Source organism: Streptomyces sp. NBC_01304 (assembly GCF_035975855.1).
Classification (GTDB): Bacteria; Actinomycetota; Actinomycetes; order Streptomycetales; family Streptomycetaceae; genus Streptomyces.
The window spans coordinates 9895371-9919085 of sequence record NZ_CP109055.1; the positions used below are offsets into that span (position 1 = coordinate 9895371).

The following is a 23715-nucleotide window of genomic DNA, read 5'->3' on the forward strand; positions in this document are numbered from 1 at the left end:
TAGGGCCTGTCCGGCGGATCTTCGCGGGCCCACGACGCCTGGCACGCCCTCTCGCCGCACGCCCGAATCACCCAAGTACGTCCAGTACGAGGGCGATCCGGGCGCACGCCGAGAGCACGCACCAGACGCCGCGGGCTAGTCCGCGAAGATCCGCCGGACAGGCCCTAGTCGCTGCGAACCATCCTCAGCGTCACCGTGCTGCCCCGCCGTACCTGGGCCCCGGGCTCCGGGTCCTGGCTCCATACCTCGACCCGGGCTCCCTGGGCGCCGCTGAAGTGGGGCACGAGGTCCGCGGAGCGGATCGCGTTGCCTGCCGCGCTGCGGCCGAGGCCGGTGGCATCGGGGACCGTCGTCTCCTCCAGCGTCGTGTAGACGCGTACGGCCGTGTGCGCCGAGAGCGCGCCGAACCACTCGACGCCCTCGCGCAGCATCCGCCACTGGAAGTGGGTGACGCCCGTGGTGGCGGGCGCGGTCACGTGGAACGGGACGGTGACCTGCTCGCCGGGGGCGACCGGGCGGGGCAGTTCGACGCGGCCGAGGCCCCACACCGTGTTGTCCTGCGGACTCTGCGAGCCCAGCCGGTAGGCGCCGGCCGCCGTCCAGGTCTCGGTGCCGACATTGCACATCGTCACGCTCACGTCATAGCCCTGGCCGCGCACCATGGTGGTGGGCACCAGCTGAGAGACGAATCGCGCGTCGCGCGCCCGGAAGTCGGAGGCGAACCACAGGTCGTTGGCGTCGCGTTCGCCGAAGCAGGTGACCTCCTGCTGGCCCATCGTCCAGTCCGGATGCGAGTAGCCCTGGTGGGAGTGGAGGGCGTGCTCGGTCGGGACGTGGATCAGGCGCATCTGCCGGCCCGCCTGCCAGGTGCCGCCGCCCTCGATCTCCACCCGCCAGGTGTCGTTGCCGTCGCCCTGCCCGGCCTCGCCGAAACAGGTGACCTCCTGCTGCCCGGTGACGGGGGAGGGGATGCCGGCGTGGCTGTGCAGGTTGCGGCGGGTGGCCGCGTGCTCCAGGCGCACCAGGTCGCCGTGTGCGACCTGCTGTCCGACGCGGTGGTCCGGCGGTGCCCCGTCGGGACCCTTCACGATCCACAGGTCGTTGTCGTCGGCCCCGTCGTAGCAGGTGACCTGCTGCTGCCCCGACGAGCCCGGGTGACCGTACGGATGGGGGTGGGAGTGCAGATTGGCCCACGTCACGACGTGCCGCACGCGCAGCGTGGAGCCGTAGCGCACGGTCACGCCGGCCGCCTCCACCAGGACGTCCGGAGTGAACTCGCCGAACCACTCGACGGCGTCCTGCACCATGCGCCACTGATGGTGGGCGGGCAGCTGCGCGGGTGCCGTGACGCGGAACGCGAAGGTCGCCTCGCCCCACGTCGGCACCTGTTGCGGTACGTCGACGCGGCCGGGCCCCCAGACCGTGTTGTCCTGCGGATTCTGCGAGCCCAGGCGGTAGTTGTGGCCCGGCGTCCAGGTCTGGATGCCGGTGTTGCGCAGCGTGACGGCGACGTCGTACGGCTGTCCGGGCGTCATCGCCGTGGGCACGGACTGCGACACGAAGGCGGCGTCGCGCACCGCGAAGGGACTGCGGATGCCCTCGACGGTCCACATCTCGGCGTCGATGCCGACCTCGCCGTAGCCGATGCGGTAGAACCCGCTCTCGCCCCGGTCCTCGCCCCAGCTGTTCTTGCAGATCCAATAGCCGCCCTCGTCGTCGTAGCCGACGACACACACGCAGTGCCCGCCGAGCCGCTCGCCCCACACGTGCCGGTACACGCCCCCGCCGTAGTACATGAAGTCCTCGTAGACCGTGAAGCAGGCGATCAGCGGCCCTTCACCGGCCAGCCAGATCTTCATGGAGGCCGGGGTGACGTAGCGGCGCCAGTTCTCGATGTAGGTGAGCCGGGACGGAGCGCTGTCGGAGAGGTTGGAGCAGTTCTGGTCGCCCCCCGTGTACGGATAGCAGTTCTCGTCCACGACACCGGAGTTCTTGATGGCCTCGAGCGCGCGGTCCACCCACCAGCCGTTGTCGCAGTTGCGGCCTTCCCTGCGCGCGTGGCAGTAGAAGAGGTGCGCCTCGGAGTAGTCGATCTCCAGGTCCGGGTTCTTCAGCGCCACCCGCAAGGTGCCCTCGGCGGCGGCGAGCGTCCCGAAGGCCACGCACGAGCCGCAGTTGCCCTGGTTGCGGACGGGCGTGATGTAGTTCTGGCCGTCCACGTCGCGCAGGTCGTACGCGCCGGGCACGCCCAAGGCGGCGGACTCCGGACCTCCCGGGCCCGGCTGATTGCGCAGGGCCACCGCTTCGCGTTCGGCCAGCGACGGGTCGTTGGGGCCGGGGACGAAGCCCAGGCGGCGGCGCTGCTCTTCGAGCGGCAGCCGGGTCAGTGGATTGCTTTCGGCCTGCCAGTCGGCGTTGTTGCGGGCGATGGCCTGCTGGATCTCTTCCACGTGCTGCGGTTGCGGTGCCATTCTGTTCCCCCGAGAAGCCGGACGGGCCGCCATTGAGAGTGGTCACTTTGCTCCGCTGTGTCCGAGTCGACCAGCCCTTGCACGGCAATGACCGGAAAGAGGCCTCAAGTCCGGTGCCGGTCCGTGCTATTGGGCCTGCCCGGGGTGAGGAGGACGCTGTGCCACAGGTGACCTGCACCGAGAGCGACCACGGCCGTGAAATCCGCGTACAGGTGGGGGACTTGGTGGTGGTGACACTGCGGGAGAACCCCACGACCGGCCACCTGTGGCTGCTCGCCCCCGGTGCCTCGGACGTACTCGCCGGGCAAGGGGGCCAGTTCTCGCCGGGCGACACCACCGCGCCGGGCGCCGCCGGAGCACGCACGTTCACCTTCCGGGCGTACGCCGCCGGCCGCGCGAACCTCGATCTCCAGCTGTGCCGACCGGGGCGGGACGCGAGCGCGCCCGTCGCGCGGTTTGCGCTTGCTGTGCTGGTGAGTTGAGGTTGCGGCTCTGGGCGAGGGCAGGACCGGCGCATTGTGACCTTCTTGCTCGCGCGAGCGAACCGGCCGCACATCGCCATCACGCTCCGAATCGAGCAGACGGGATTCGCCCTCGGCGTTCAGCCGAAGGCGGCCGCGACGCGTTCCCGCAGTCCGGCGAGGCGTTCGGCGGGCTCGTTCGCGAAGACCAGCCGCAGGTGGTCGCGGCCCTGTGGGCCCCAGCCGGTCATCGGGGTCGCCGCGACCTTCCCGTACCGGAACAGCCGCTCCGATGCCTCGGCGGGGGAGAGGCCCAGGGCGGCGGTGTCGAGGAGAAGCGACCAGCCGCCGTGCGGCCGCAGGCACGGGTAGTCGGCCAGCTCCGACAGGACCAGGTCGCAGCGCCGCCGCCAGGTATCGGTGGCCGCGGCCACGTCTGCGTCCGCCTCGGGGGCGTCGAGGGCGGCGGCCACGGCCTGTTGGGCTATGCCCACGGGGGCGACCACGTTGGCCATGCCGACCAGCGTGATGTCGGCCATGATGCGCGGCGGACCGACGACCCAGCCGACCCGCCAGCCGATGAGCCGCAGTTCCTTGGACGCGGAGCCCACCGTGATGGTGTGGTCGGCCAGTTGGGGATGCGCGGCCGGATGCTCCGGGGCCTTCCCGTCGAAGCGGATGCGCTCCATGGCCGCGTCGTAGATCACCCAGCAGCCGTGCTCGGCCACCGCAGGCGCCAAGGCGTCCCAGTGCGCATGGCCGAGCAGGTCGCCGGTGGGCATGGCTGGGGACATCACCAGGACCGCGGCGGTGTCGGGGCCCACGGCGGCGGCCAGTTCGGCCGGATCGGTGCGCCAGCCCTCGGGGGTCGGACGGCAGGGCACATGCCTCGGGACACCGCCCGCGAGTCGGACGCGGTTGACGAGTCCGGCGTAGACCGGGTCGCCGAGCACCACTTCCTGCCCCGGCTCGACGGTGGCGAGCAGCGTGTTCAGTACGCCGTTGAGGCCGCCCGCGACGATGGCGCAGCCCGCTGCCGGGTCGTAGTCGCGGCCGGCGATCCGGCCGACATGGGCGGCGGCGGCTTCGCGCAGGTCGTGCCGGCCCTGGAAGGGCAGGTAGCTGTTCGTGGCGTCGTCGTCGATCGCCCGGCGCGTGATGTCGAGGGCGATCTGCGGTGGCCGCAGGTCGGTGTCGAGATTCTCCAGCCGCAGCATGTCGGGGTCGTGAGCGGCATCGGCGGCAGCCCCCACGAGGTCCACTCCGATGCCGGGGATGTGCTGCAGGCGTGACACGGTCATGAGGGTCCTCACCTTGTTCCGTAAACAGAACGTTCCGTTCGTGGAACACTAGGGGCGGAACCCGAAATCGCCAACATCCTTACGGAGAGCGGGAGATGTGAACCTGGCCCAGCAGGTGGGTAGCCGGTTGCGTGAACTGCGCGTGGAGCGCGGCCTCTCCCTGTCCGAGCTGGCACGCCGGTCCGGCGTCGGCAAGGGCACGCTCTCCGAGCTGGAAGCGGGGCGCCGCAACGCCACACTGGAGACGCTCTACGCGCTCGCGACGGGGCTCGGCGCACCGCTCAGCGCCGTGATCGGGCCCGAGCCGACGCGAGCACCACTGTCCGGCCGCGCCGTGGACGCGGTCCTCGTCGAGCGGTACGAGGATCCGGCCGCCGTCACCGAGATCTACCGCATACGCATCCGGGCCGGTGCCGTCCAGGAATCGGATGCCCACCTGCCGGGTACCGAGGAGCACCTCATCGTCCTGTCCGGCACCGCACGCGTCGGCGCGGCCTCGGCCCCGGTCGAGGCGGGCCCGGGCGAACACGCCCACTGGCGCGCCGACATCCCGCACACCTATGGCGCGGTCTCCGGTGCCGTCGAGGCCGTCCTCACCGTGCGCCATCCGGCACGCGTCGCACCGCCACAGCCACCTCAGCCGTTGGGGAAGGAGACCTTCGAGAGCTCTTCGGAGACTTCCCAGACGCGCCGGGCGTCCTCGGCGCTGCGCAGGCGGGAGTAGAGCTTCTGCTCGGCAGGCGGGCCGCCCAGATGTCCGGGGCCGTTCGGCCCGTAGAGGCGGGCGCCCAAGGCGTCGGCAGCCGTCGCGGCGTACAGAGCCGGGAGTTTCGCCGACTCGACGGTGCCGAGCAGGATGCCGCGCGCGGACAGGCCGCGGATGAGCCGCACGCCGAGGGTGTCCCGGTCGCGGCCGATCTCGGGGCGCGCGGCGAGCAGGCTCGTGGGGGCGACTCCGGGGTGGGAGAGGTTGCTCGTGATGCCCCAGCCGTGTGCCTGGCTGCGCCGGTCGAGTTCGAGGCCGAAGAGCCCGAACGCGATCTTCGACTGGCTGTAGGCGTGGCTGCCCTTGTAGGAGCGTTCCCAGTTCAGGTCCTGCCAGTTGACGGAGTTCTGGTTCGCCGAGACGCTGATCTGGGAGGTCACGCGTGCGTGGCCGGAGCGCAGCAGTGGCAGCAGGTGGCCCACGAGGGCGAAGTGGCCGAGGTGGTTGGTGCCGAACTGAAGCTCGTACCCGTCGACGGTCGTCTGCCGGTCGGGCGGGGTCATCACGCCGGCGTTGTTGATGAGGATGCGGATCGGCTGCCCCTCCGCACGCAGGGCCTCGCCGAGTGCCGCGACGGAGTCGAGCGACGACAGGTCGAGCTCGCGCAGCGACACGTTCGCGGTGGGGTGCGCCTGCCTGATCTTGGCGATGGCCGCCTCGCCCTTGCGCGGATTGCGTACCGGCAGCAGAACTTCGGCCCCTGCCGCGGCAAGGCGCGTGGCGAGTCCGAGGCCGATGCCGTCGCTCCCTCCGGTGACGACGGCGCGCTTGCCGGACAGGTCGGGGACGGTGATGTCGATGGGGCGGCGTGGCATGGGGGCACTCCTCGTGGCGGTGTCTTTGCCTCCACCGTCGTGGAGGCCGGCGGTGCTATCCAGGGCCGCTCGATCCCCTGATACCGAATCCGTCGTTGCTGCCGGAGCCGGAGCCGGAGCCGGAGCCGGAGCCGTGTAGGGCGAGGTCGGGGGAGGTGGGAGCCTGCCGTGGAGCTCTCGAAGGATCACCGGTCGGCCGTCGCCTGCCGGTACAGCGACACGCTCGGCAAGGGGGGATCGGTAGGGCGTGGATACGTGGCGCGGCGGGCGGTAGGAATGAGGCCGGCACCAGACAGCGACGAAGGAGGCACCCGTGGTGATCGACCGGACGGGTCTGGCGGAGTTCCTCCGGCGGCGCCGGGAGTCGCTGCAACCCGAGGACGTCGGCCTCCCGCGCGGCCGACGCCGCCGGACGAGCGGCCTGCGGCGGGAGGAAGTGGCCGCGCTGTGCCACATGTCGACCGACTACTACGCGCGCCTGGAACGGGAGCGCGGACCCCAGCCGTCCGAGCAGATGATCGCCTCGATCGCGCAGGGACTCCATCTCTCCCTTGACGAGCGTGACCACCTGTTCCGGCTCGCCGGACACAACCCGCCCGCGCGGGGCGCGGCCGGCGAGCACATCAGCCCCGGCCTGCTGCGCATCTTCGACCGCCTGCACGACACCCCCGCGGAGATCGTCACGGAACTCGGCGAGACGCTGCGGCAGACCGAGCTCGGCGTCGCGCTCACCGGCGACCTGACCGCCTACAGCGGCCCGGCCCGCAGCCTCGGCTACCGGTGGTTCACCGACCCGGCGACGCGACAGCTCTATGCCCCCGACGAACACCCCTTCCTCACCCGCATGTTCGCCTCGGGTCTACGGGGCGTGGTCACGCTGCGCGGCCCGGATTCCCGCGCCGCGCACCTCGCCGACCTGCTCCTGTCGCAGAGCGAAGAGTTCCGCCAGGTGTGGAACGACCACGAGGTCGGCATCCGCCCCCACGAGGTCAAGCACTTCGTCCACCCCGAAGTCGGCGCGCTGGAGCTGACCTGCCAGACACTGCTCGAACCGAGCCAGTCGCACCACCTGCTCGTCTACACCGCCGTCCCCGGCAGCGAGAGCCACGAAAAGCTGCAGCTGCTGTCCGTCGTGGGCACGCAGGCGCTGCGCTGAGCTGCCACGCCCGCACCCCTTTTCGCGACCAAGTACCCGCCAACTCAGGACCATCGCCCTCCCCGCTTCACCCCCTGCCTACTCAAGGCTTTACGCAGGGCTTATCCGAGCCCTCTGTGTGCCTGTAGGAGAGGACAAGGGTGGAGCGATGGCAGTAGCGGAGCAGGGTGCCTCGGCCCCGGCAGCGGATGTCACCGCGCAGATGCGCGAGCTGGTCGAGCTGGTCGGCGGGGCCTCGAACGTCGCCACGGTCAGCCACTGCCTCACCCGGCTGCGGTTCGTCCTCAACGACCCGTCGCTCGCCGACACCGAGAAGATCGGCAAGCTGCCCTCGGTGAAGGGATCCTTCAACCAGGGCGGACAGTTCCAGGTCGTCATCGGCAGCGAGGTCGAGGACTTCCACAAGGAGCTCACCGCGCTCCTCGGCGACCAGTCCGCCGGCTCCAAGGAGGAGGCCAAGAAGGCGGCCCGCGCGAACATGAAGTGGTGGGAGCGCGGCATCTCGCACCTCGCCGAGATCTTCGTGCCCCTCCTCTTCGCGATCATCACCGGCGGTCTGATCCTCGGCGCCCGCAATGTCATCGGCGACATCAAGTTCGGCGACCAGACCCTCGCGGAGTCCAGCCAGTTCTGGCAGGGGACGTACGACTTCCTCTGGCTGCTCGGTGAGGCGATCTTCCACTTCCTGCCGGTCGGCGTGTGCTGGGCGACCGTGAAGAAGATGGGCGGCACCGAGATCCTCGGCATCGTCCTCGGCATCACGCTCGTCTCACCGCAGCTGATGAACGCGTACGCGATCGGCCAGGAGACGCCCAAGGTCTGGGACTTCGGCTTCGCGCAGATCCCCATGGTCGGCTACCAGGCACAGGTCATCCCGGCCGTGCTAGCCGGTCTGACGCTCGCGTTCATCGAGCTCAGGCTGAAGAAGATCGTGCCCAACGCGCTGTACCAGGTGGTCGTGCCGTTCGTCGCGCTCGTGACGACCGTGCTGCTCGCCCACGTCGTGCTCGGCCCGCTCGGCCGTGAGCTCGGCGACCTCGTCGGCAACGGCGCCAAGGCGATGCTGACCGGCGGCTTCGCACCCATCGGCGCGGTGATCTTCGGCTTCTTCTACGCGCCGCTCGTCATCACCGGCATCCACCACACCACCAACGCGGTCGACCTGCAGCTGATGCAGGACATCGGCGGCACCCCGATCTGGCCGCTGATCGCCCTGTCCAACATCGCTCAGGCCTCCGCAGTCGTCGGCATGATCGTCGTGGCCAAGCGCGGGAAGACCCGCGAACTGGCCGTGCCGGCTGCCGTGTCCGCGTACCTGGGTGTGACCGAGCCCGCGATGTACGGCGTGAACCTGCGCTTCAAGTACCCGATGCTCGCCGCGATGATCGGCTCCGCGTGCGCGGCCCTGATCTGCGGGATCGCCGGAGTGATGGCCAACGGCATCGGGGTGGGCGGACTGCCCGGCATCCTCTCCATCAAGCACGAGTACTGGGCGGTGTACTCCCTGGCCATGGCGGTCGCGATCGCCGTGCCGCTCGCCCTCACCCTGGTGTTCTCCCGCCGCGCCGCGGCCCGTGAGGCGCTCGCCGAGGCCGAGGGGGCGAGCGCATGACGACCCCCACCACGACCGCCTGGTGGCAGAGCGGCACCGTCTACCAGATCTACCCCAAGTCCTTCCAGGACACGACGGGTTCGGGCACCGGCGACCTGCGCGGCGTGATCCGCCGCCTGGACCATCTGGCCGAACTCGGCGTGGACGCGGTCTGGCTCACCCCCGTCTACCGCTCGCCCCAGGTCGACAACGGCTACGACGTCTCCGACTACTGCGCGATCGACCCGGCGTACGGCTCCATGGCCGACTTCGACGACCTGGTGAGCGCCCTGCACGCGCGCGGTATGAAGCTCGTGATGGACATGGTGTTCAACCACACCTCCACCGCGCACCTGTGGTTCCGCTCGGCCGTCGAGGACGCGGACGGCCCGTACCGCGACTTCTACATCTGGCGCGCGCCGGCCGCGGACGGCGGCCCGCCGAACAACTGGCGCTCCAAGTTCGGCGGCAGCGCCTGGAGTTACGAGCCCAAGTCCGGCGAGTACTACCTGCACCTCTTCGCGCCGGAGCAGGCGGACCTCAACTGGTCGAACCCCAGGGTGCGTTCGGCCGCGCAGGACGTCGTCCACTTCTGGGCCCGCAAGGGCGTGGACGGCGTACGCCTGGACGTGGTCAACCTCATCTCCAAGACGCCGGGCCTGCCGGACGCGCCGGGCACGGACGGCCGGGAGTTCTACACGGACGGCCCCGAAGTCCACACGTACCTGCGGGAATTGAGCCGCGAGGTGCTGCGCCCCCACGGCCTGATGAGCGTCGGAGAGATGTCGTCCACGACCCTCGACCACTGCCGCCGGTACGCGGATGCCTCGGGCGGCGAGTTGTCCATGACCTTCAACTTCCATCACCTGAAGGTCGATTACCCGGGCGGCGACAAGTGGACGGTCGCCCCGCCCGACCTGATCGAGCTCAAGCGCCTGTTCGCGCACTGGCAGCAGGGCATGCACGGGCAGGCCTGGAACGCGCTGTTCTGGTGCAACCACGACCAGCCGCGCATCGTCTCCCGCTTCGGCGCGGGCGACAGCGCACTGCACACGCCGAGCGCGAAGATGCTGGCCATCGTGTTGCACGGCATGCAGGGCACTCCGTACGTCTATCAGGGCGAGGAGTTCGGCATGACGAACCCGGACTACCGCTCGATCGCCGACTACCGGGACGTCGAGTCGCTCAACCTGTACGAGGAGTGGCGCGAGGCCGGGCTCGACGAGACGCACATCCTCGACGTGCTGGCGGCGAAGTCCCGGGACAACAGCCGGGCACCGATGCAGTGGGACGACACGGCGAACGCGGGCTTCACCTCCGGCACGCCCTGGCTGCGTACGGCGGCCAACTCTGCTCTTGTGAACGCGACTTCGGCCCGCAAGGACGAGGACTCCGTCTTCCACACGTACAAGCGCCTGATCGCCCTGCGCAAGGAGCTGGACGTACTGGTCCACGGCGATTACACGGACCTGGCCCCCGACGACCCGAAGCTGTGGGCGTACGTACGCCGCCACGGCACGCACGAGCTCCTGGTAGTCGCCAACTTCTCCGACCGACCCTGCCCGTGGGAGCGGCCGGCCGAGCTGGACGGCGGCGGCTGGCAGCAGCTGCTCACCAACTACCCGCGTTCCATGGGTACGCCGACGTCCGGGACGCTGCGGCCCTACCAGGCGGGAATGTGGGTGCGCAGCGCCTGAGGCGCGAGCGGCCCGGCCGGTCACTTACCAGCCCAGTGCATGACCTGCCGGGTCGAGCACCCGGCCCAGCGCCTGCTCCGTCTCCACGGTGAACAGCCCCCTGATGCCGCGCATCAGCCGCACCGCCGTGGTCACGCGGTGCGGCAGCATGCGCCCTGTCGCCGTCTGGGCCGCAGCTCGCCATTGCGCGTGGGTGCCGACCGACCGCAGCGCTTCGACGGCACGCTGCTGCTCGCCGTCGCTCAGGTGGACCAGGGCACGCCGCACACAGGCGGCCGCGGTCTCGGAGATGCCGAGCAGGGACGCGATCGTGCAGGCGGTCGGGTCCGGAGGCAGCGCGGCGGCGACCCGCCCCGACTGCGCGGCGGTTGTCTGCTCGCGCGTTGCCAGGCGAAGGTGCATGCTCGCCTGGTCCAAGATCTTGACGATGGCGCACAGCCGACCCGAGTCCACGGTTGCCATAGCGGTACTCCTTCGCGAGACACGTTCGCCGAACGACGTCGCCTTCAGACATACCGCCACCGGCGCGTACGCCGAACCCGCCCATGGGGAGCGCACACCCCGCGCACGGATGGGCGCACGCGTGGACGCCGCCCCCGGCATCCGCCCCGGCGCGCACCTTCTGCCACGAACGCCTCAAACACCCTGCGCCGCACAGGAGGTACGGGTGAGGCCCGGTCCCCGTCCCACGCTCACGCGATCCCTTCGAGGAACGGGACGATGGCATCGAGGAAGTGCTCGTTCCGATCGCCGACCACCATGTGCCCCGCGTCGGCCACATCGACGCGCCGCGCATGGGGAACCCTGTCGCAGAACTGCTCGGCGATGTCGTCGCGCACCACGTCGCTGCTTCCGCCGCGGACGAGGAGGATCGGCGCGTCGGTGTGGCATGCGGCGTCGAGCAGACGCTCTGCCATGCCGGGCGGGTCCATCCTGCCCTCGAAGCCGGCCGGCATCCGTGGATCCCAGTGCCAGAGCCAGCGATCGCCGTGGGGCCGCAGGTTGTTCCGTATCCCCTCGGGGTTGTCGGAACGTACGCGATGCGGCAGGTGGGCGGAGACCGCCGCGGCCGCCTCCGCCACGCTCGCGAATCCGTCCGGCCGGCCGCGCATGAACTCGGTGATCCGGCGCACCCCGCGGGGATCCGGCCGATGGGCGACGTCGACCAGCACCAGGGCGCGAATCGCCGCCTCGGGTGCCTCTCCGGCGGCGAGCAGCGCGCTCAGGCCGCCGAGCGAGGCGCCGATGAGCAGCGGCCGGCCGCCGAGTTCGGCGACGAGCGCCCGGACGTCCTCGGCGTACAGGTCGAGGTCGTAGCCGCCATCGGCCGACCATCCGCTCTCGCCGTGCCCGCGCAGGTCCGGGGCGATGACCTGCCACCCCAGGGCGGCCAGGCGAGGGCCGGTCCGACCCCAGGCGTGTCGCGTCTGGCCGCCGCCGTGCAGCAGGACGAGCGGAGGCGCGGAATCCGAGCCCCACACATCCGCCGTGAGCAGGATCCCGCCGTGGCCCAGGAAGCGTCGGGGCCGCGGCAGTTCGCCGGGCGTCATACCGCGCCGCCTTCGGTGCGCAGCGGCGCAAGGAGCCGGTCACGGTGGGGATCCGCAGCCGCCGCGGCGAGCGCGACGTCCAGCGCGAACAGCGCACGCGCCAGGAACCGGTCGTCATCGATCAGGGCGGCGACCCACTGATGCAGCGCCCCCACGCACGCGGTGCCGACAACGGCGGCCAACGCGTCCGTGTCGATGTCGGCGCGCAGCAGGCCCTGTGTCCGTACGTCAGCCAGCGCCTGGCGGAGCTGGGTGAGCGGGCTGCGGTCGAGCACCAGGCCACTCGCCTCCCACTCCCGCACCATGCGACGCGAAACGACTGGATCGCCCACGAACAGCTGGACGGTCGACCTGACGACTTCTCGCGGGTCGCCCCCTCCCAACACGGCGAGGCGGCGGTCGAGTTCGTCCATGAACCCGGTGGCGAGCGCCTCCCAGACCTTGTCGCGCGGTCCGATCAGGTTGTACACGGTGGCCGGGGCCACCTCCGCCCGCTCGGCGATCCGCTCGGTGCTGAGCGCCGACTCCGGGCTGTCCCGCAGGAGTTCACGCGCCGCCTCGAGGATCCGACTGCGCCGCTGAGCCTTGTGCCGCTCACGCAGCCCGCCTTCGGCCGTCTCCATCTGCGTACCCCGTTCGCGATAAAGTTAGAGAGCAGTCTAAATTTAGTGGAGACTCTGGATTCTGCAAGGCCCTGTTCTCCCACCTGGACGGCGATCAGTGAACGCTGTCGGCCTCGAGCCGGCGGGAAGAGCCCCGCTGACTGGCAACGCTCGGCGTTGACCGGGGCCTTACGGGGTGGGGCATTACGCTGCCCGTGAGGGCGGCCGTCGCTTTGATCATATGGATCCCGCGGATTTCTACGGCCGCCCTCACCAGCGCCCGGTCCGTGCAGCGAAGCGCTCCTCACTGCGGCACACCGCGAGGGCGACAGCGCCGCAGTTCGGCGGTCGGCTTCCCGCTCACGAGTTCGTCCGCGACCAGACGTCCGACGGTGGGTGCCAAGGTGATTGCCGAGTGCATGACGGCGACGTAGACGGATCGATCCTGTGTCGCGTATCCCACGATCGGTCCGTGGGCGGGCATCGGGCGTCTGCCGATGCGGTAGTCCACCAAACGGCATGCGTCACCGCCGCTGAAGACCGTTTGCAGGCGCCTTAGCGCGTGGCGCGCGGCCTGCTCGAGCCTTGCCGCCGGGTCGCCTTCGGCGTGCGGAAAGACCAGCAGGAGGTGTCCGTCGCGTACCTCGCGGACCTCGAAACCCGGGCCGGCGGTGATGGTCCTGACCAGCCCCGGCGGTGCGGTGAGGTGCGCCAGGCAGGCCGGGGAGGCGGCTACGGGCAGGTCGAGCTGCAGCGGTTCGGCGAGGGTCGTGACGTTGGTTCCGGCGGCGAGCACGACGGTCTCGGCTGGGTGGAAACCGGCCGAGGACAGCACTCCCACGGCGCGTGAGCCCGCCATCTTGAGCGATCTGACCGCCGCTCCGTAGATCACTTCTGCCCCGTGTGTGCGGGCCGCGTTCACCAGTGCTGCGGCCAACGCCCTTGGATCGACTCCTCCGTCGCTCGGGGTGTGAATGGCCAGCCGGGGCGGGTCCTGGAGGTGCGGCTCCAGCGCTGCGATGTCACTTGGCCCGACCACGTACTGCCCCGGCCCCGGCTGTGCGTGCTGCCCGTTCTGCCCGCCTTGAAGCAGAGCGTCGGTCCAGGTCAGGGAGCCGGTCCAGCGGACGGCGATCTCAGGCAGCTCGGTCTCCAGCCTCCTGTGGTCCGCCAGAACGGATGCGCGCAAGTCCCTTGCTCCGCCGGGCCATTGCCTTCCGGCGTTCCCGATCCAGGCGAAGGAGTCTCCTGTCACTCCCGTGGCCGGCGACGGCCCCTGGTCGAGCAAGGTCACGGGCACTCCCCGGCACGCCAGGTGGTAGGCCACCGAGGAGCCGACGATTCCCGCACCGACAACGACTACGGCTGACATGGGCTCCTCTTCGGTGCCGCGACGCCTGCTCGGACGCTCGGACTGGGCTTGCGGCTCGTCGGACCCAGTCCGGTTGCTGTAGTAGTCCCTGCATCTGGCAGTACGCAACAGAATTGGCGTGCGGCGCTCCTGGCCACGTGCCGAAGGATTCCACCGGGCACGCATGCCGACACCCGCCGAGCAAGTCGGAGATCGGATTCCGCATCTGAGCCCATGAAAAGGGGAACCTGGCTGCGATCCGCGGTGTATCAGAGGCAGTTGCTCACTCACCGCGGATCGGATGGCCTCATGGACAAGAGCTCGAAGCAGCGCCGTTGGACACGCGCGAAGCAAGCAGCGGCAGCGACGGCCCTCGCGCTGCTGCTCGTGGCCTGCGCTGACGCGACGGACGGGGACGGGAAGCCACCGGGCAAGGCGGAGCCGAAGCCATCCACCACCGCGCCGCTCAAGACGGTGGGCAAGGCCCCGGCGCGGATCCCGTCGGCGGACAGGCTTCCGGGCTGGTCCCACAGTCTCGGCTTCGCCGCGGACGGCTCCGGGTTCGCCCTTCTCGCGGACTGCCCCGAGGACGAATCCCCGGGGAAATGCCGCCAGTTCGTCGCCGTGCTGGACAAGGGAGCCAAGGCCTGGCGGCAGGGCCGGTCGCCGCTGCCCGCCGTCGGGAACGACTCGGGCATCTCGTCGAACCTCGTCGTCCTGGGCCCCGGCCGGGCCCTGATCGCCGAGGGCCTGTCCTCGCCACGAGGCGACCGGACCTGGTTCACCCGCGACGGCGGCCGGACCTGGAAGACCGGCACGTCCACAGCGACCGGCACCACATCCGAGGTTCCGAAGGGTGGCACCCTGGTGACCGACTGCCTGAAGCCGGGTCGTGACGGCAACGGCTGCGTACGTTCCCGCCTCGTGATGATCACGCCGGGCAGCGGCGAGTATCGCGTCCTGGCCGAGCAACCACCCCTCAAGGGCATGCTCCAGCCGGCCGAACACCCCACGGGAAACGTGCTGTTGGTCACCGGCAAGGACCCCGAGTCGGCGCGGCCCGCAGCCGTGGTGAGCCATGATCGCGGCCGCAGCTGGACCAAGACCCGGTTGCGGGGCACCTCCGAGCACACCTGGGGCTTCGTACTCGCCGAGGGCAAGGACACCCTGTACGCGGCGGAGCGAGGCCAACTTCCCCGGACGGCGCCCCAAGTGAAGAACGGCCTGCTGTCGATACATGCCAGCAACGACGACGGCCGTACGTGGACCCGGGTGTGGCGCTACCGGCAAGGCAAGGACGACGGGCTGAACTCTCTCCTCGGAGCCCCGGTCGCAGCCCACGACGGCAGCCTCACGGTGTACGGCGAGGAGGGCATCTGGCGCAGCACCGACGGCGCCCGGACCTTCACCCGCACCTCACCCGTGCGCGAACCGGCGGGCTATATGACCACCACGCCGCTCGGATATCTGTGGTCGGACAGCTTCGGAAATGGTTCCTACCGCATATCCGCCGACGGCATCCGGTGGCACGAATTCACCCTGGGCGCCTCGGGTTGAACCACCGGCGGCCACTATCTCGGTCAGTTCTACGCCTATCTCGGTCAGTTCTACGCCGTCCGCACCAACTGCGGCATCGTGGGCGGCGCCTGGCCCTCGACGCGTCCATGCCCATAGCTCGACGCGCCCCTGCCCGCCCCTCGACGCGGCCCGGCGCCACCCGCATCGTGGTGGCGCCGGGATGAGCTCCTCGGAATCAGGAACTCGTGAGGATCACGAGCTTCTGCGTCGCCCGGGTCATCGCCACATAGTGGTCGACCGCACCCTCGATGCCCGTACCGAACTGCTCCGGATCGACGAGGACGACCAGGTCGAACTCGAGGCCCTTCGACAGCTGAGGGGTCAGCGAGCGCACGCGGGGCCCCGGGCGGAAGGTGGGATCGCCGATGACGCAGGCGATTCCGTCGGCGTGTGCGGCAAGCCAGTCGTCGAGCACCGCGCCCAACTCCGAGGCGGCGCCGCGCTCGACGGGGATGCCGCTGCTGCGGATGGAGGTCGGCACATTGGCGTCCGGGAGCGCGGCCCGGATGACCGGCTCGGCCTCCGCCATGATCTCTTCCGGCGTCCGGTAGTTGACGGTCAGGGACGCCATGGTGATCCGGTCCAGGCCGACCCGCTCGAGGCGTTCCTGCCACGACTCGGTGAACCCGTGCCGGGCCTGGGCGCGGTCCCCGACGATGGTGAAGCTCCGGGACGGGCAGCGCAGCAGCAGCATCTGCCACTCCGCGTCGGTCAGTTCCTGCGCCTCGTCCACGACGATGTGGGCGAACGGCCCGGCCAGCACATCGCGGTCCGCACCGGGCAGCGCACTCTCGTCGATCAGGCTGTCCTGGAGGTCCTTGCCGCGCAGCATCGTCACCGCGCCCTCACCGTCGGCGTCGGCCGCGACCACGTCCTCGATCACGCCGGCCATGCGCTCGCGTTCGGCGGCGACAGCGGCATCGTGCCGACGCTTGCGCCGTGCCGCCTCCGGGTCGCCGAGCCGCTGGCGTGCCGCGTCCAGGAGCGGCAGGTCGGACACCGTCCAGGCCTGGGCGTCCGTCCGCTTGAGCGTGCGAACTTCATCGGGACTCAGCCAGGGAGCGCACATCCGCAGGTAGGCCGGTACGGACCACAGGTCGCCGACGAGGTCGGCCGCTTCGAGCAGCGGCCACGCGCCGTTGAGGGCGCCGACCAACTCCTCGTCGTGCTGCAGCGACTTGCGGAACAGCTCGGGCGAGACATCGTCGCCGTCGTGCTTGTCCAGCAGGATGGAGACCAGTTCCTCCCAGATCTGCTCGCGCGCCTCGTTGTGCGGAATGCTGGGCCCTGGTGCCGCGAACGCCTCGGCCCATTCCTCCGCGCTCAGCCAGATGTCCGACCACGGGGTCGAGACCGTCATCCCCTTGCCGGGCGGATCCTCGTAGAACCGCACGGCCTTCTCGATCGCCTTCACGATGCCCGCCGACGACTTCAGTCGCGCCACCTCCGGGTCCGACTCGACCGGCGCCGCGGCCCCCTCGGGCACGAGGTCGCGCAGGGTGCAGGTCTGCACAGCCTCCTCGCCGAGGCTGGGCAGGACGTCCGCGACGTAGCCCAGGTACGGCTCGTGCGGACCGACGAACAGCACGCCGCCCCGACGGTGACCGAGGCGCGGGTCGGAGTACAGCAGGTAGGCGGAGCGGTGCAGGGCGACGACGGTCTTGCCCGTACCAGGACCGCCGTCGACGACGAGGGCACCCTGGGAGCCCGCGCGGATGATGGCGTCCTGGTCGGCCTGGATGGTGCTGAGCACGTCGCGCATCTGCGTCGAGCGGTTGCTGCCCAGGCTGGCGATGAACGCGGACTGGTCGTCGAGCGCGGCGTGCCCGGCGAACGCGTCCGAGGTGAAGACCTCGTCCCAGTAGTCGCTGATCAGGCCGCCGGTCCAGCGATACCTGCGCCGGCTGGCCAGGCCCATCGGGTTGCCGTGGGTCGCTCCGAAGAAGGGTTCGGCCGCGGGCGCGCGCCAGTCGAGCAGCAGCTGACGGCCCGAGCTGTCGGTCAGACCCAGTCGTCCGACGTACACGGGCTCCGTGCCGTCCGCCACGTCGGCACCGTCCGCGCCGACCATGCGCCCGAGGCACAGATCCAGGCCGAAGCGCCGCAGCGTACGCAGCCGGGAGGTCAGCCGGTGGATCTCCATGTCCCGGTCCATCGCCTGCTGGCCCACACCACCGGGCGCCTTGAGCGCGGCGTCGAGGCGGTCGGACAGCTCGGTGATCGACTCCTCGAGGCACTGCGCGATAGCCGCGAAGTGCTTCTCGTCATCGGTGATCAGCGTCGGGTCGGCCTTGGGGGAGAGACGGTCGGGGAGGTTGAACGCGCTGGTGGGCACGGGACTCAAGTCATTAGCTCCGGGTGCAGGTGGTGGAGGATGGTTCCGCAGGTTGTGGCTCAGATCGATGATTGTGCGGCACCACGGGGGCCTTGCCGCAAGGCCCCCCACCAGCTATAACTTAGGAGTGGAAAGGAGTGAGAACTCCTCCTCTCCTTGATCGTCCGCCGCAGACGGACAACCCCCTCCTCACGCACACGGCGCCTCCTCGCGCCCCCGCAGCGTCAGCCGAGGCCGAGCGCACCAACGGTCCGGTCGGCCATCCCCGCCTCACCCAGCGCATTGGGATGCACGACCGCGAGACTGGCGTGCGGCAGCACCGGCTCGATCCAGCGGGTGCCGATGGGCCGGCAGGCGTCGTGGCCCTCCGAGGCCGCCGCCATGTCGACGAACATGGTGCCGGTCTCGGCGGCGGCCCGCTCGATGACCTGGTTGAGATGGCCCTGCAGGTTGCGCAGGTAGGGCACGTCGCCCTCCGCGACGGGCATCTTGGCGAAGCAGGACCGGTCCGCCTTCGCCGGCACGATCCACGGGTAGCCGATGATGGCGATGCGGGCGTCCGGAGCCTTGGCCCGGACCGCCTTCAATGCGGCCCTGACCGCCGGATACGTACCCGATTCGATCTTGTCGTCGAAGCTGCTGCCGTAGAGGTCCTTGCAGGGGCTGCCCTTGCCGCCGGTGAGAATCCCGGCCGAGCCGCAGGCGAGGATCGCGCTGATGAAGGTGTTGTTGTCGTTGCCGCCGATGGTCATCGTCACCAGCCGGGTGTCGCCGCGCACCGCGTCCAACTGTGGGGCGACACCCGGGTATTGGGATCCGGCGAAGTCCTTGGTCTGGGCCCCGCCGCAGCTGACGTCGGTCAGTTGGGCGCCGGTGCGCCGGGCGATGACGTGCGGGTAGTTGACCGTAGAGCGGGCGCACAGCAGCGGCGCGGTCGGGTCCAGCGGGAAGTTGCCGGACGCGGCGCTGTAACTGTCCCCGAGGGCCACGTACGGCAGCCGCTCGGTGGCGGATGCCTGGGCCGGCACGGCGACGCCGAGGGCGGCGACGGTGCCGGCTGCGGCAATCGTCGTGGTCAGTCGGCGCAGGGGCATACGGAGCTGCATCTCGGACTCCTTCGAACGCGGCACGGGCGGGCTCGAGCTGGGCCCAACACCCTTGTGGGGATGGGGGTTTCGGCTGGGCCGCGCTGAAGTTACTGGCAGGTTTGAATCATAGTCAATGCTTTGGACGGGGTCAGTGCGCGCGCGGCTGCCCATCGCGGTGTGTACGGGGTTCTGGTGAATTGCCCCTGAATTTCGCTACGTTGCCGACGTCCCGCCCACTCGCCGGTCGTCCGGCGCCCACCCAGGAGTCCCATGGCCCAGCAGCAGCAGCAGAAGAAGAAGAAGAAGAAGACGTTCCGTGCCATCGAGGTCGGCGACGGCGCGGACGGCCGCTGGGCCGCCCATGTGCAGGCCCAATGGCCTCAGATGGAGACCTGGCTGACCGAGGAGGGCCGCACTCCGGCAGGCCGGACCGAGGCCCGTGCCCTGTTCGAGGCGCATCTGCCCGAGCTGGTCCCCGTGCTCGACCGGCTGTCCGCCCAAGTTGACCGCCCCGACGGCGAGACCCTGCTCACCCACGCCGCGATACGGCCCTTCTTCTCCGGCTGCACCCAGATCGGCACCCGCCAATCCCTCCTGTGCAACTACGACTTCAACCCCGCCGACTGCGAAGGCACCCTCGTCTCCTCGCACTTCCTGCGCCCGGTCATCGGCATGCAGGACGCCGGCTGGGGCCTGCTCGACGGCATGAACGACGCCGGGCTCGCGGTCTCCCTCACCTTCGGCGGCCGCTTCGTGCACCGCCCGGGCCTCGCGATCCTCATCGTGCTGCGCTACCTCCTGGAGACCTGCGACACCGTCGACCAGGCCCTGGCGAAGCTCGCCCCGATCCCGATCTGCATCCCGCAGAACGTCACCCTCGTCGACGCAGCCCGAGCCGTCACGGTGTACGTAGGCCCGGACATCGCGATGACCGAGGCCCCCGACGCCTGCGCGGCCAACCACCAGGACCGTCCCGTCCCCGCCGAGCAGGAGCAGTTCACCCGCACCCAGGAGCGGCTGGCCGCCGTGCGTGCGGCGGGCCCGGACGTCGCGGCCATGCTGCGGCCGCCGCTGTACCAGGGCGCGTACGACGACGGCCTGGGCACGCTGTACACCGCGCACTACCGGCCGGGCGAGGGCCGGGTGACCTATCACTGGCCGAGTGAGAGCTGGACGCAGTCGTTCGACGACTTCACCGAAGGCGTACGCTCCGTCGCCCTCGGCCCGACCGGCTGACCGGGCCGGTCAGCGTCCCGCGCGCCGCAGCCGGGCGGCCCACCGGGCGACGCCCCGACGGCTACGCCGAGAAGGCGTCCGGCGGGAGTGAGCCGCAGCCCGAGCATCCTCGGTGGGGCGGCGGCGTCGCCAGTCGTCGTCCGGCGACAGCAGCGGTGCCTTGCGTTCGGCCTGGGCCTGGATCTCGTAGTGCGCCGCATGGGCCGTGCCGTAGAAGGCCTCGTCGTGCGAGGCGAAGGCCGCGCGGATCCCGGCACCCGCCGAGCCGCGGCGGCGTACGAGCACGGCCAGCCAGGAGAAGAAGCCCATGACCAGGGCCAGACAGCCGACGACTATCAGGTACGGCAGGAGGGCGGTCATGGCCTCCACCGTACGCCGGGCGGATCTCGGGGACGGGGGAGCTGTGGTCAGCTCGCGTCGGTGCGGCGGCGGGCGGTGCGACCGGCTGCCAGTCCTCGGCCGGTTTCGTGCGGAAGCGGGTCGGCCGCTGACCTCGGGTGTCGGTGCCTTCAGGCCAATCTCGGTGCGGCAGCGGGCGGCGCGGATTGTGGGGGTGGCGGGCCGGGTAGGGCCCGGCGGTGCTGTCCTTACCCGAGTACACCCAGGCCCTGAGCGACCGGTTTGCCCGCGACGGCTATCTCCCCTTGCCGTCGCTCGTCCCCGCCGGATTGCTCGCCGCGCTCGCGACCGAGGTCGGGCGGCTGGAGAAGCTGGCGGTGCGGCGGGATTTCGCCATGGCCTCCATGGACCACTCGCCGCGCCACATGACGACCCTCGGCGGGCACGTCATCGCGCAGGAGTCGGAGCTGATCCCGAGGCTCTACCGGGACGGGCCGCTGATCGGCTGGCTGGGACGGGTCGCCCGGCTCGCGGCCGTCGAGGTGGCCGATCCGCTGGAGCGGCATGTCATCAACATCCTGCACGAGCGGGGCGACACCCACGGCGCGCACACCGACGACTACCCGCTGGCCCTGGTCCTGTTCACCGAGGCACCGGCCGACCCCGCCGACGGCGGGCTCCTGGAGTACGTGCCGCACGCCGGCGGCCTGGGCGCGCTCGACACCTCCGATGCCCGCCATGCGGCGCACCGGCCCGGTGACGCCTACCTTTTGCGGGCCGACACCACCGCCCACCGTGTCACCCCGCTGCGCCGGCCGGGCCTGCGCCGTGCGGTGCTGAACTTCGCCTACACCACCGCGGACCGGCAGCGGGCCCGCACACCGTCGGCGGCCGAGCTGTATTGAGGCACTGATTCAGCGGCGGGCGTTCACCACAGGGGCATCTGCCCGGGCACCGGAGGAGGGGCCCAACCCTCCAGAACGGGCCGGGAGTTGTCGAGGGTCATGCGGCGCTTGGAGCCGGTGCAGGACACCAGCTCGGCGCCGCCCCGGCCGGTGGGCGGGTCATGACGGGCCAGCCGGCCTCCGACGACGGCGACATCGCGGCCGCACTCGGGGCAGGGGCGACGCGGAGAAGACGACATGAGGCCAGTCTGCCCTGTTCAGGACCTGCGCCGCAGCAGGGTGATCCCGTCGCGGGCCGCCACGACGTCGTACGCCCCCGACCGCTGAGCGTCGGCGAGCGCGCGCAGCTGCTCGTCCAGCGACTGCGGCCAATGCCCCTCGGGCTTGGGCCAGTCGTCGGCCGGCACCCGGTCGTGAACGATCCACTCGGCGTGGGTGCCCGGCTCCGGATAACCGGGGAAGAGCACCACCTCGCAGCGCGAAGTGAGCTGGGGGACAAGGCGGTTGGAGGCGGCGACACTCGCCCCGTCGGGGATCTTGGCCAGCAGGTCGCGGGCCGCTTCGACGTGCGGCGGCGTACGCCACGTACCGGACTTGGCGAGCAGCCCGAACGAGAACGACGGGAGCGTGACGACCGTGACCGCCACCACCGTCGCGAGCGTCGCCCGCACATGGCGGCGGGCCAGCGGATGGTCGACGCCGCGCCAGCGGGCCAACGCGTCGACGAGCGCGGCGAAGACGACCGGCATGAGCACCGCGCCGTAGTGGAAGTCGGGGTTCCAGTGGAAGGGGTGGTGCGAGAGCAGTCGCCAGCCGAGCGTGGGCACGGCGATCCACGCCAGCGGTGAGCGCAGCGCCACCATCGCGGTCGGGGCGAACACCAGGATCAGCAGGATCGGCTTGACCTGCGGAGTGAGCGCGTCGAAGGGCAGGTGGGCCAGAGTGGAGACGAGCCCGTCCCGCGCGCCGCCCGCCTCGGCGGCACCGCTGACCCGGTCCCAATGCGCGTTGCGGCCCGCAGGGTTGACCGCCGGGAGCAGCACCTTCACCGTGAGCACACTGGCCGCCACACCCGCCGCCGCAGTGATCAGCCCGAGCCGTCGTGGACCCCTCAGCGCGACGTACGCGCCCACCGCGGCCAACGTCATCCCGAGGTCCTCCTTCACGAGGACCAGCGGCGCGGCCCACGCCACGGCCCGCCCCCAGCGCTCCCGTCCCAGCGCCTCGAGCGCGCACGCGAGGAGCGGCACCGCGAACACGACCTCGTGGAAGTCGAACGCCACGGTCTGCGCGATCGCCCAGCTGCCCCCGTATCCGAACGCCACCACATGCGCCGCACCCGCCCCGAGGACCCGGTGCGCCCACCGCGCGAGCGGCACCACCGCCACCGCGAGCAGCGCGGCCTGCGCCGTGAGCAGACACAGCGGCGAGGGCCACACCCGGTAGAACGGGCCGAGCACCGCGAGGATCGGGTGGAAGTGGTCGCCCAGCAGGTTGAAGCCGTCCCCGAGCAGCGGCACGGCCGGGGCCTCGAAGTGCGCGTACGCCCGTACGGCCTGCTCGAAGATGCCCAGGTCGTACCCGTGCGAGCGCAGCAGCGCGTGGCGGCGTACGGACAGCACGGCGTACACGGCGAAGAGGGCCCCGGCCCAGCCCCACCACAGCGGCACCCGACGGCGCGGGCGGGCGCCGGCCGGGTCCGCGGAGTCGGGTGCGGGGGCGGGCCGGGGGAGCGTTTCGGCCGAAGGGATCATGGGGCCGGATGCTAGGAGCCGGGCCCTGCCGTGATGGTGAGGACATCCGGGGCCGCGGTCAATGCGCCCGGATGGACGAGCCGGGGTGGTGCTGGCTCAGCCGGAGCCGTTCGGGGGCACGGCTGCGTCAGTCGGATGCGAGCTGGTCGGTGGCGATGCCACCGGCGGCCGTGGTGCGCTGCAGGAAGGTCGCGATGAGGTCGAGTTCGTCGTCGCTGTAGTCCTGGCACAGCGTGTCCATCTCGGCGTTCATGCCGGCGAAGAGCCGGAACAGCTCGGGCGTGCGCTCGCGGAGCGCCCGCACGGTGACCGCGCGGCGGTCGGTGGCCTCCGGCACGCGTTCGCGGGTGATCCAGCCGCCGCGCTGGAGGCGGTCCAGGACGCCGGTCATGGTGGCGGGGTGCAGGCCGGCCTTGCGCGCCAGCGCCGTGGGGCTGAGCGGTCCGTGCCGGTTGATGAGGTCCAGGCAGTTCCAGTCGGCGTCCTTGAGGTCCACGTGCGCGCCGAACTGCCGGTTGAGGAGCGACAGTTGGATGTTGAGGTCGCGCAGGGCCTCCTTGACGGTCCGGACCCGCTGCTGGCGCCCCTGCGCCCCATCTTGTTTGGAACTCATATTGCACGACTCCCGTACGAGTTGATATCGTTCTCGTATGATACGGCATCCGCATTGACGGGTGCCGGGCCGAGACCGGCCCAAGCCGAACATCCAAGGGAAGGGC

The 23715-nt window shown here is 70.8% G+C and carries 21 protein-coding genes; 8 read left to right on the plus strand and 13 right to left on the minus strand.

Going from position 1 to position 23715, the window contains the following annotated elements:
• Positions 1 to 164: 164 nt before the first annotated feature.
• The gene (locus OG430_RS44160; protein ID WP_327358315.1) at positions 165 to 2471 is read right to left on the minus strand and encodes a C1 family peptidase; all 2307 of its coding nucleotides are present in this window, start codon (positions 2469 to 2471) and stop codon (positions 165 to 167) included.
• A 158-nt stretch (positions 2472 to 2629) separates the two neighbouring features.
• On the opposite strand from OG430_RS44160, the gene OG430_RS44165 reads away from it, so the two are divergent.
• Positions 2630 to 2953 carry a protease inhibitor I42 family protein gene (locus tag OG430_RS44165; RefSeq protein WP_327358316.1) on the plus strand — a complete coding sequence of 108 codons (324 nt, stop codon included), beginning with the start codon at positions 2630 to 2632 and terminating at the stop codon, positions 2951 to 2953.
• A 119-nt stretch (positions 2954 to 3072) separates the two neighbouring features.
• Here OG430_RS44165 and OG430_RS44170 read toward each other — a convergent pair whose 3' ends face one another.
• Entirely contained in the window at positions 3073 to 4233 is a 1161-nt protein-coding gene (locus OG430_RS44170; RefSeq protein WP_327358317.1) for a pyridoxal phosphate-dependent aminotransferase, read from the minus strand.
• A 97-nt stretch (positions 4234 to 4330) separates the two neighbouring features.
• Here OG430_RS44170 and OG430_RS44175 point away from each other — a divergent pair, with 97 nt between their 5' ends.
• A complete protein-coding gene (locus tag OG430_RS44175; protein WP_327358318.1) occupies positions 4331 to 4957 on the plus strand; it encodes a helix-turn-helix domain-containing protein in 627 nt (208 codons plus the stop codon).
• Here the strand turns inward: OG430_RS44175 and OG430_RS44180 are convergent.
• On the minus strand, positions 4870 to 5814 hold the full coding sequence (locus OG430_RS44180; protein ID WP_327358319.1) for an SDR family oxidoreductase: 945 nt from the start codon (positions 5812 to 5814) through the stop codon (positions 4870 to 4872). The genes OG430_RS44175 and OG430_RS44180 overlap by 88 nt on opposite strands.
• Positions 5815 to 6127: 313 nt before the next feature.
• Between OG430_RS44180 and OG430_RS44185 the strand changes: the two genes are divergently transcribed.
• From OG430_RS44185 to OG430_RS44195, 3 genes are all read left to right on the plus strand, one after another.
• Entirely contained in the window at positions 6128 to 6970 is an 843-nt protein-coding gene (locus tag OG430_RS44185; RefSeq protein ID WP_327358320.1) for a helix-turn-helix transcriptional regulator, read from the plus strand.
• A gap of 148 nt (positions 6971 to 7118) precedes the next feature.
• Positions 7119 to 8582: a PTS trehalose transporter subunit IIBC gene (gene treB / locus OG430_RS44190; RefSeq protein ID WP_327358321.1), complete on the plus strand. Its 1464-nt coding sequence runs from the start codon at positions 7119 to 7121 to the stop codon at positions 8580 to 8582.
• Positions 8579 to 10258 carry an alpha,alpha-phosphotrehalase gene (locus OG430_RS44195; RefSeq protein ID WP_327358322.1) on the plus strand — a complete coding sequence of 560 codons (1680 nt, stop codon included), beginning with the start codon at positions 8579 to 8581 and terminating at the stop codon, positions 10256 to 10258. The genes treB and OG430_RS44195 overlap by 4 nt, the downstream gene beginning before the upstream one ends.
• Before the next feature lie 24 nt (positions 10259 to 10282).
• Here the strand turns inward: OG430_RS44195 and OG430_RS44200 are convergent, their stop codons facing one another.
• The 4 genes from OG430_RS44200 to OG430_RS44215 form a co-directional block, all read right to left on the minus strand.
• On the minus strand, positions 10283 to 10720 hold the full coding sequence (locus OG430_RS44200; RefSeq protein WP_327358323.1) for a hypothetical protein: 438 nt from the start codon (positions 10718 to 10720) through the stop codon (positions 10283 to 10285).
• A 230-nt stretch (positions 10721 to 10950) separates the two neighbouring features.
• Positions 10951 to 11808: an alpha/beta fold hydrolase gene (locus OG430_RS44205; protein ID WP_327358324.1), complete on the minus strand. Its 858-nt coding sequence runs from the start codon at positions 11806 to 11808 to the stop codon at positions 10951 to 10953.
• Positions 11805 to 12431 (minus strand): TetR/AcrR family transcriptional regulator, encoded by a 627-nt coding sequence (locus tag OG430_RS44210; RefSeq protein ID WP_327358325.1) that lies wholly within the window; start codon positions 12429 to 12431, stop codon positions 11805 to 11807. The genes OG430_RS44205 and OG430_RS44210 overlap by 4 nt, the downstream gene beginning before the upstream one ends.
• A 283-nt stretch (positions 12432 to 12714) precedes the next feature.
• Complete coding sequence (locus OG430_RS44215; RefSeq protein WP_327358326.1) at positions 12715 to 13782, minus strand: NAD(P)/FAD-dependent oxidoreductase; 1068 nt, start codon at positions 13780 to 13782, stop codon at positions 12715 to 12717.
• 288 nt (positions 13783 to 14070) lie between these two features.
• On the opposite strand from OG430_RS44215, the gene OG430_RS44220 reads away from it, so the two are divergent.
• Positions 14071 to 15318, plus strand: coding sequence for an exo-alpha-sialidase (locus OG430_RS44220; protein ID WP_327358327.1), 1248 nt, complete (start codon positions 14071 to 14073; stop codon positions 15316 to 15318).
• A gap of 196 nt (positions 15319 to 15514) precedes the next feature.
• Here the strand turns inward: OG430_RS44220 and helR are convergent, their stop codons facing one another.
• Together helR and OG430_RS44230 are read right to left on the minus strand one after the other, a co-directional pair.
• Positions 15515 to 17683: an RNA polymerase recycling motor ATPase HelR gene (gene helR, locus OG430_RS44225; RefSeq protein ID WP_327358328.1), complete on the minus strand. Its 2169-nt coding sequence runs from the start codon at positions 17681 to 17683 to the stop codon at positions 15515 to 15517.
• A 215-nt stretch (positions 17684 to 17898) separates the two neighbouring features.
• The gene (locus OG430_RS44230) at positions 17899 to 18780 is read right to left on the minus strand and encodes an SGNH/GDSL hydrolase family protein (RefSeq protein ID WP_442816666.1); all 882 of its coding nucleotides are present in this window, start codon (positions 18778 to 18780) and stop codon (positions 17899 to 17901) included.
• Between the two features lie 252 nt (positions 18781 to 19032).
• On the opposite strand from OG430_RS44230, the gene OG430_RS44235 reads away from it, so the two are divergent.
• Entirely contained in the window at positions 19033 to 19998 is a 966-nt protein-coding gene (locus OG430_RS44235) for a C45 family peptidase (RefSeq protein ID WP_327358329.1), read from the plus strand.
• 9 nt (positions 19999 to 20007) lie between these two features.
• Here the strand turns inward: OG430_RS44235 and OG430_RS44240 are convergent, their stop codons facing one another.
• Entirely contained in the window at positions 20008 to 20358 is a 351-nt protein-coding gene (locus OG430_RS44240; protein ID WP_327358330.1) for a hypothetical protein, read from the minus strand.
• Between the two features lie 218 nt (positions 20359 to 20576).
• Here OG430_RS44240 and OG430_RS44245 point away from each other — a divergent pair, with 218 nt between their 5' ends.
• Complete coding sequence (locus OG430_RS44245) at positions 20577 to 21242, plus strand: HalD/BesD family halogenase (RefSeq protein WP_327358331.1); 666 nt, start codon at positions 20577 to 20579, stop codon at positions 21240 to 21242.
• Positions 21243 to 21265: 23 nt separating this feature from the next.
• Here OG430_RS44245 and OG430_RS44250 read toward each other — a convergent pair whose 3' ends face one another.
• From OG430_RS44250 to OG430_RS44260, 3 genes are all read right to left on the minus strand, one after another.
• A complete protein-coding gene (locus OG430_RS44250) occupies positions 21266 to 21481 on the minus strand; it encodes a hypothetical protein (RefSeq protein ID WP_327358332.1) in 216 nt (71 codons plus the stop codon).
• An 18-nt stretch (positions 21482 to 21499) separates the two neighbouring features.
• Positions 21500 to 22996, minus strand: a complete 1497-nt coding sequence (locus OG430_RS44255) for a DUF2079 domain-containing protein (RefSeq protein ID WP_327358333.1) — start codon at positions 22994 to 22996, stop codon at positions 21500 to 21502.
• A gap of 127 nt (positions 22997 to 23123) precedes the next feature.
• Positions 23124 to 23609 (minus strand): MarR family transcriptional regulator, encoded by a 486-nt coding sequence (locus OG430_RS44260; protein WP_327358334.1) that lies wholly within the window; start codon positions 23607 to 23609, stop codon positions 23124 to 23126.
• Positions 23610 to 23715 lie beyond the last annotated feature (106 nt).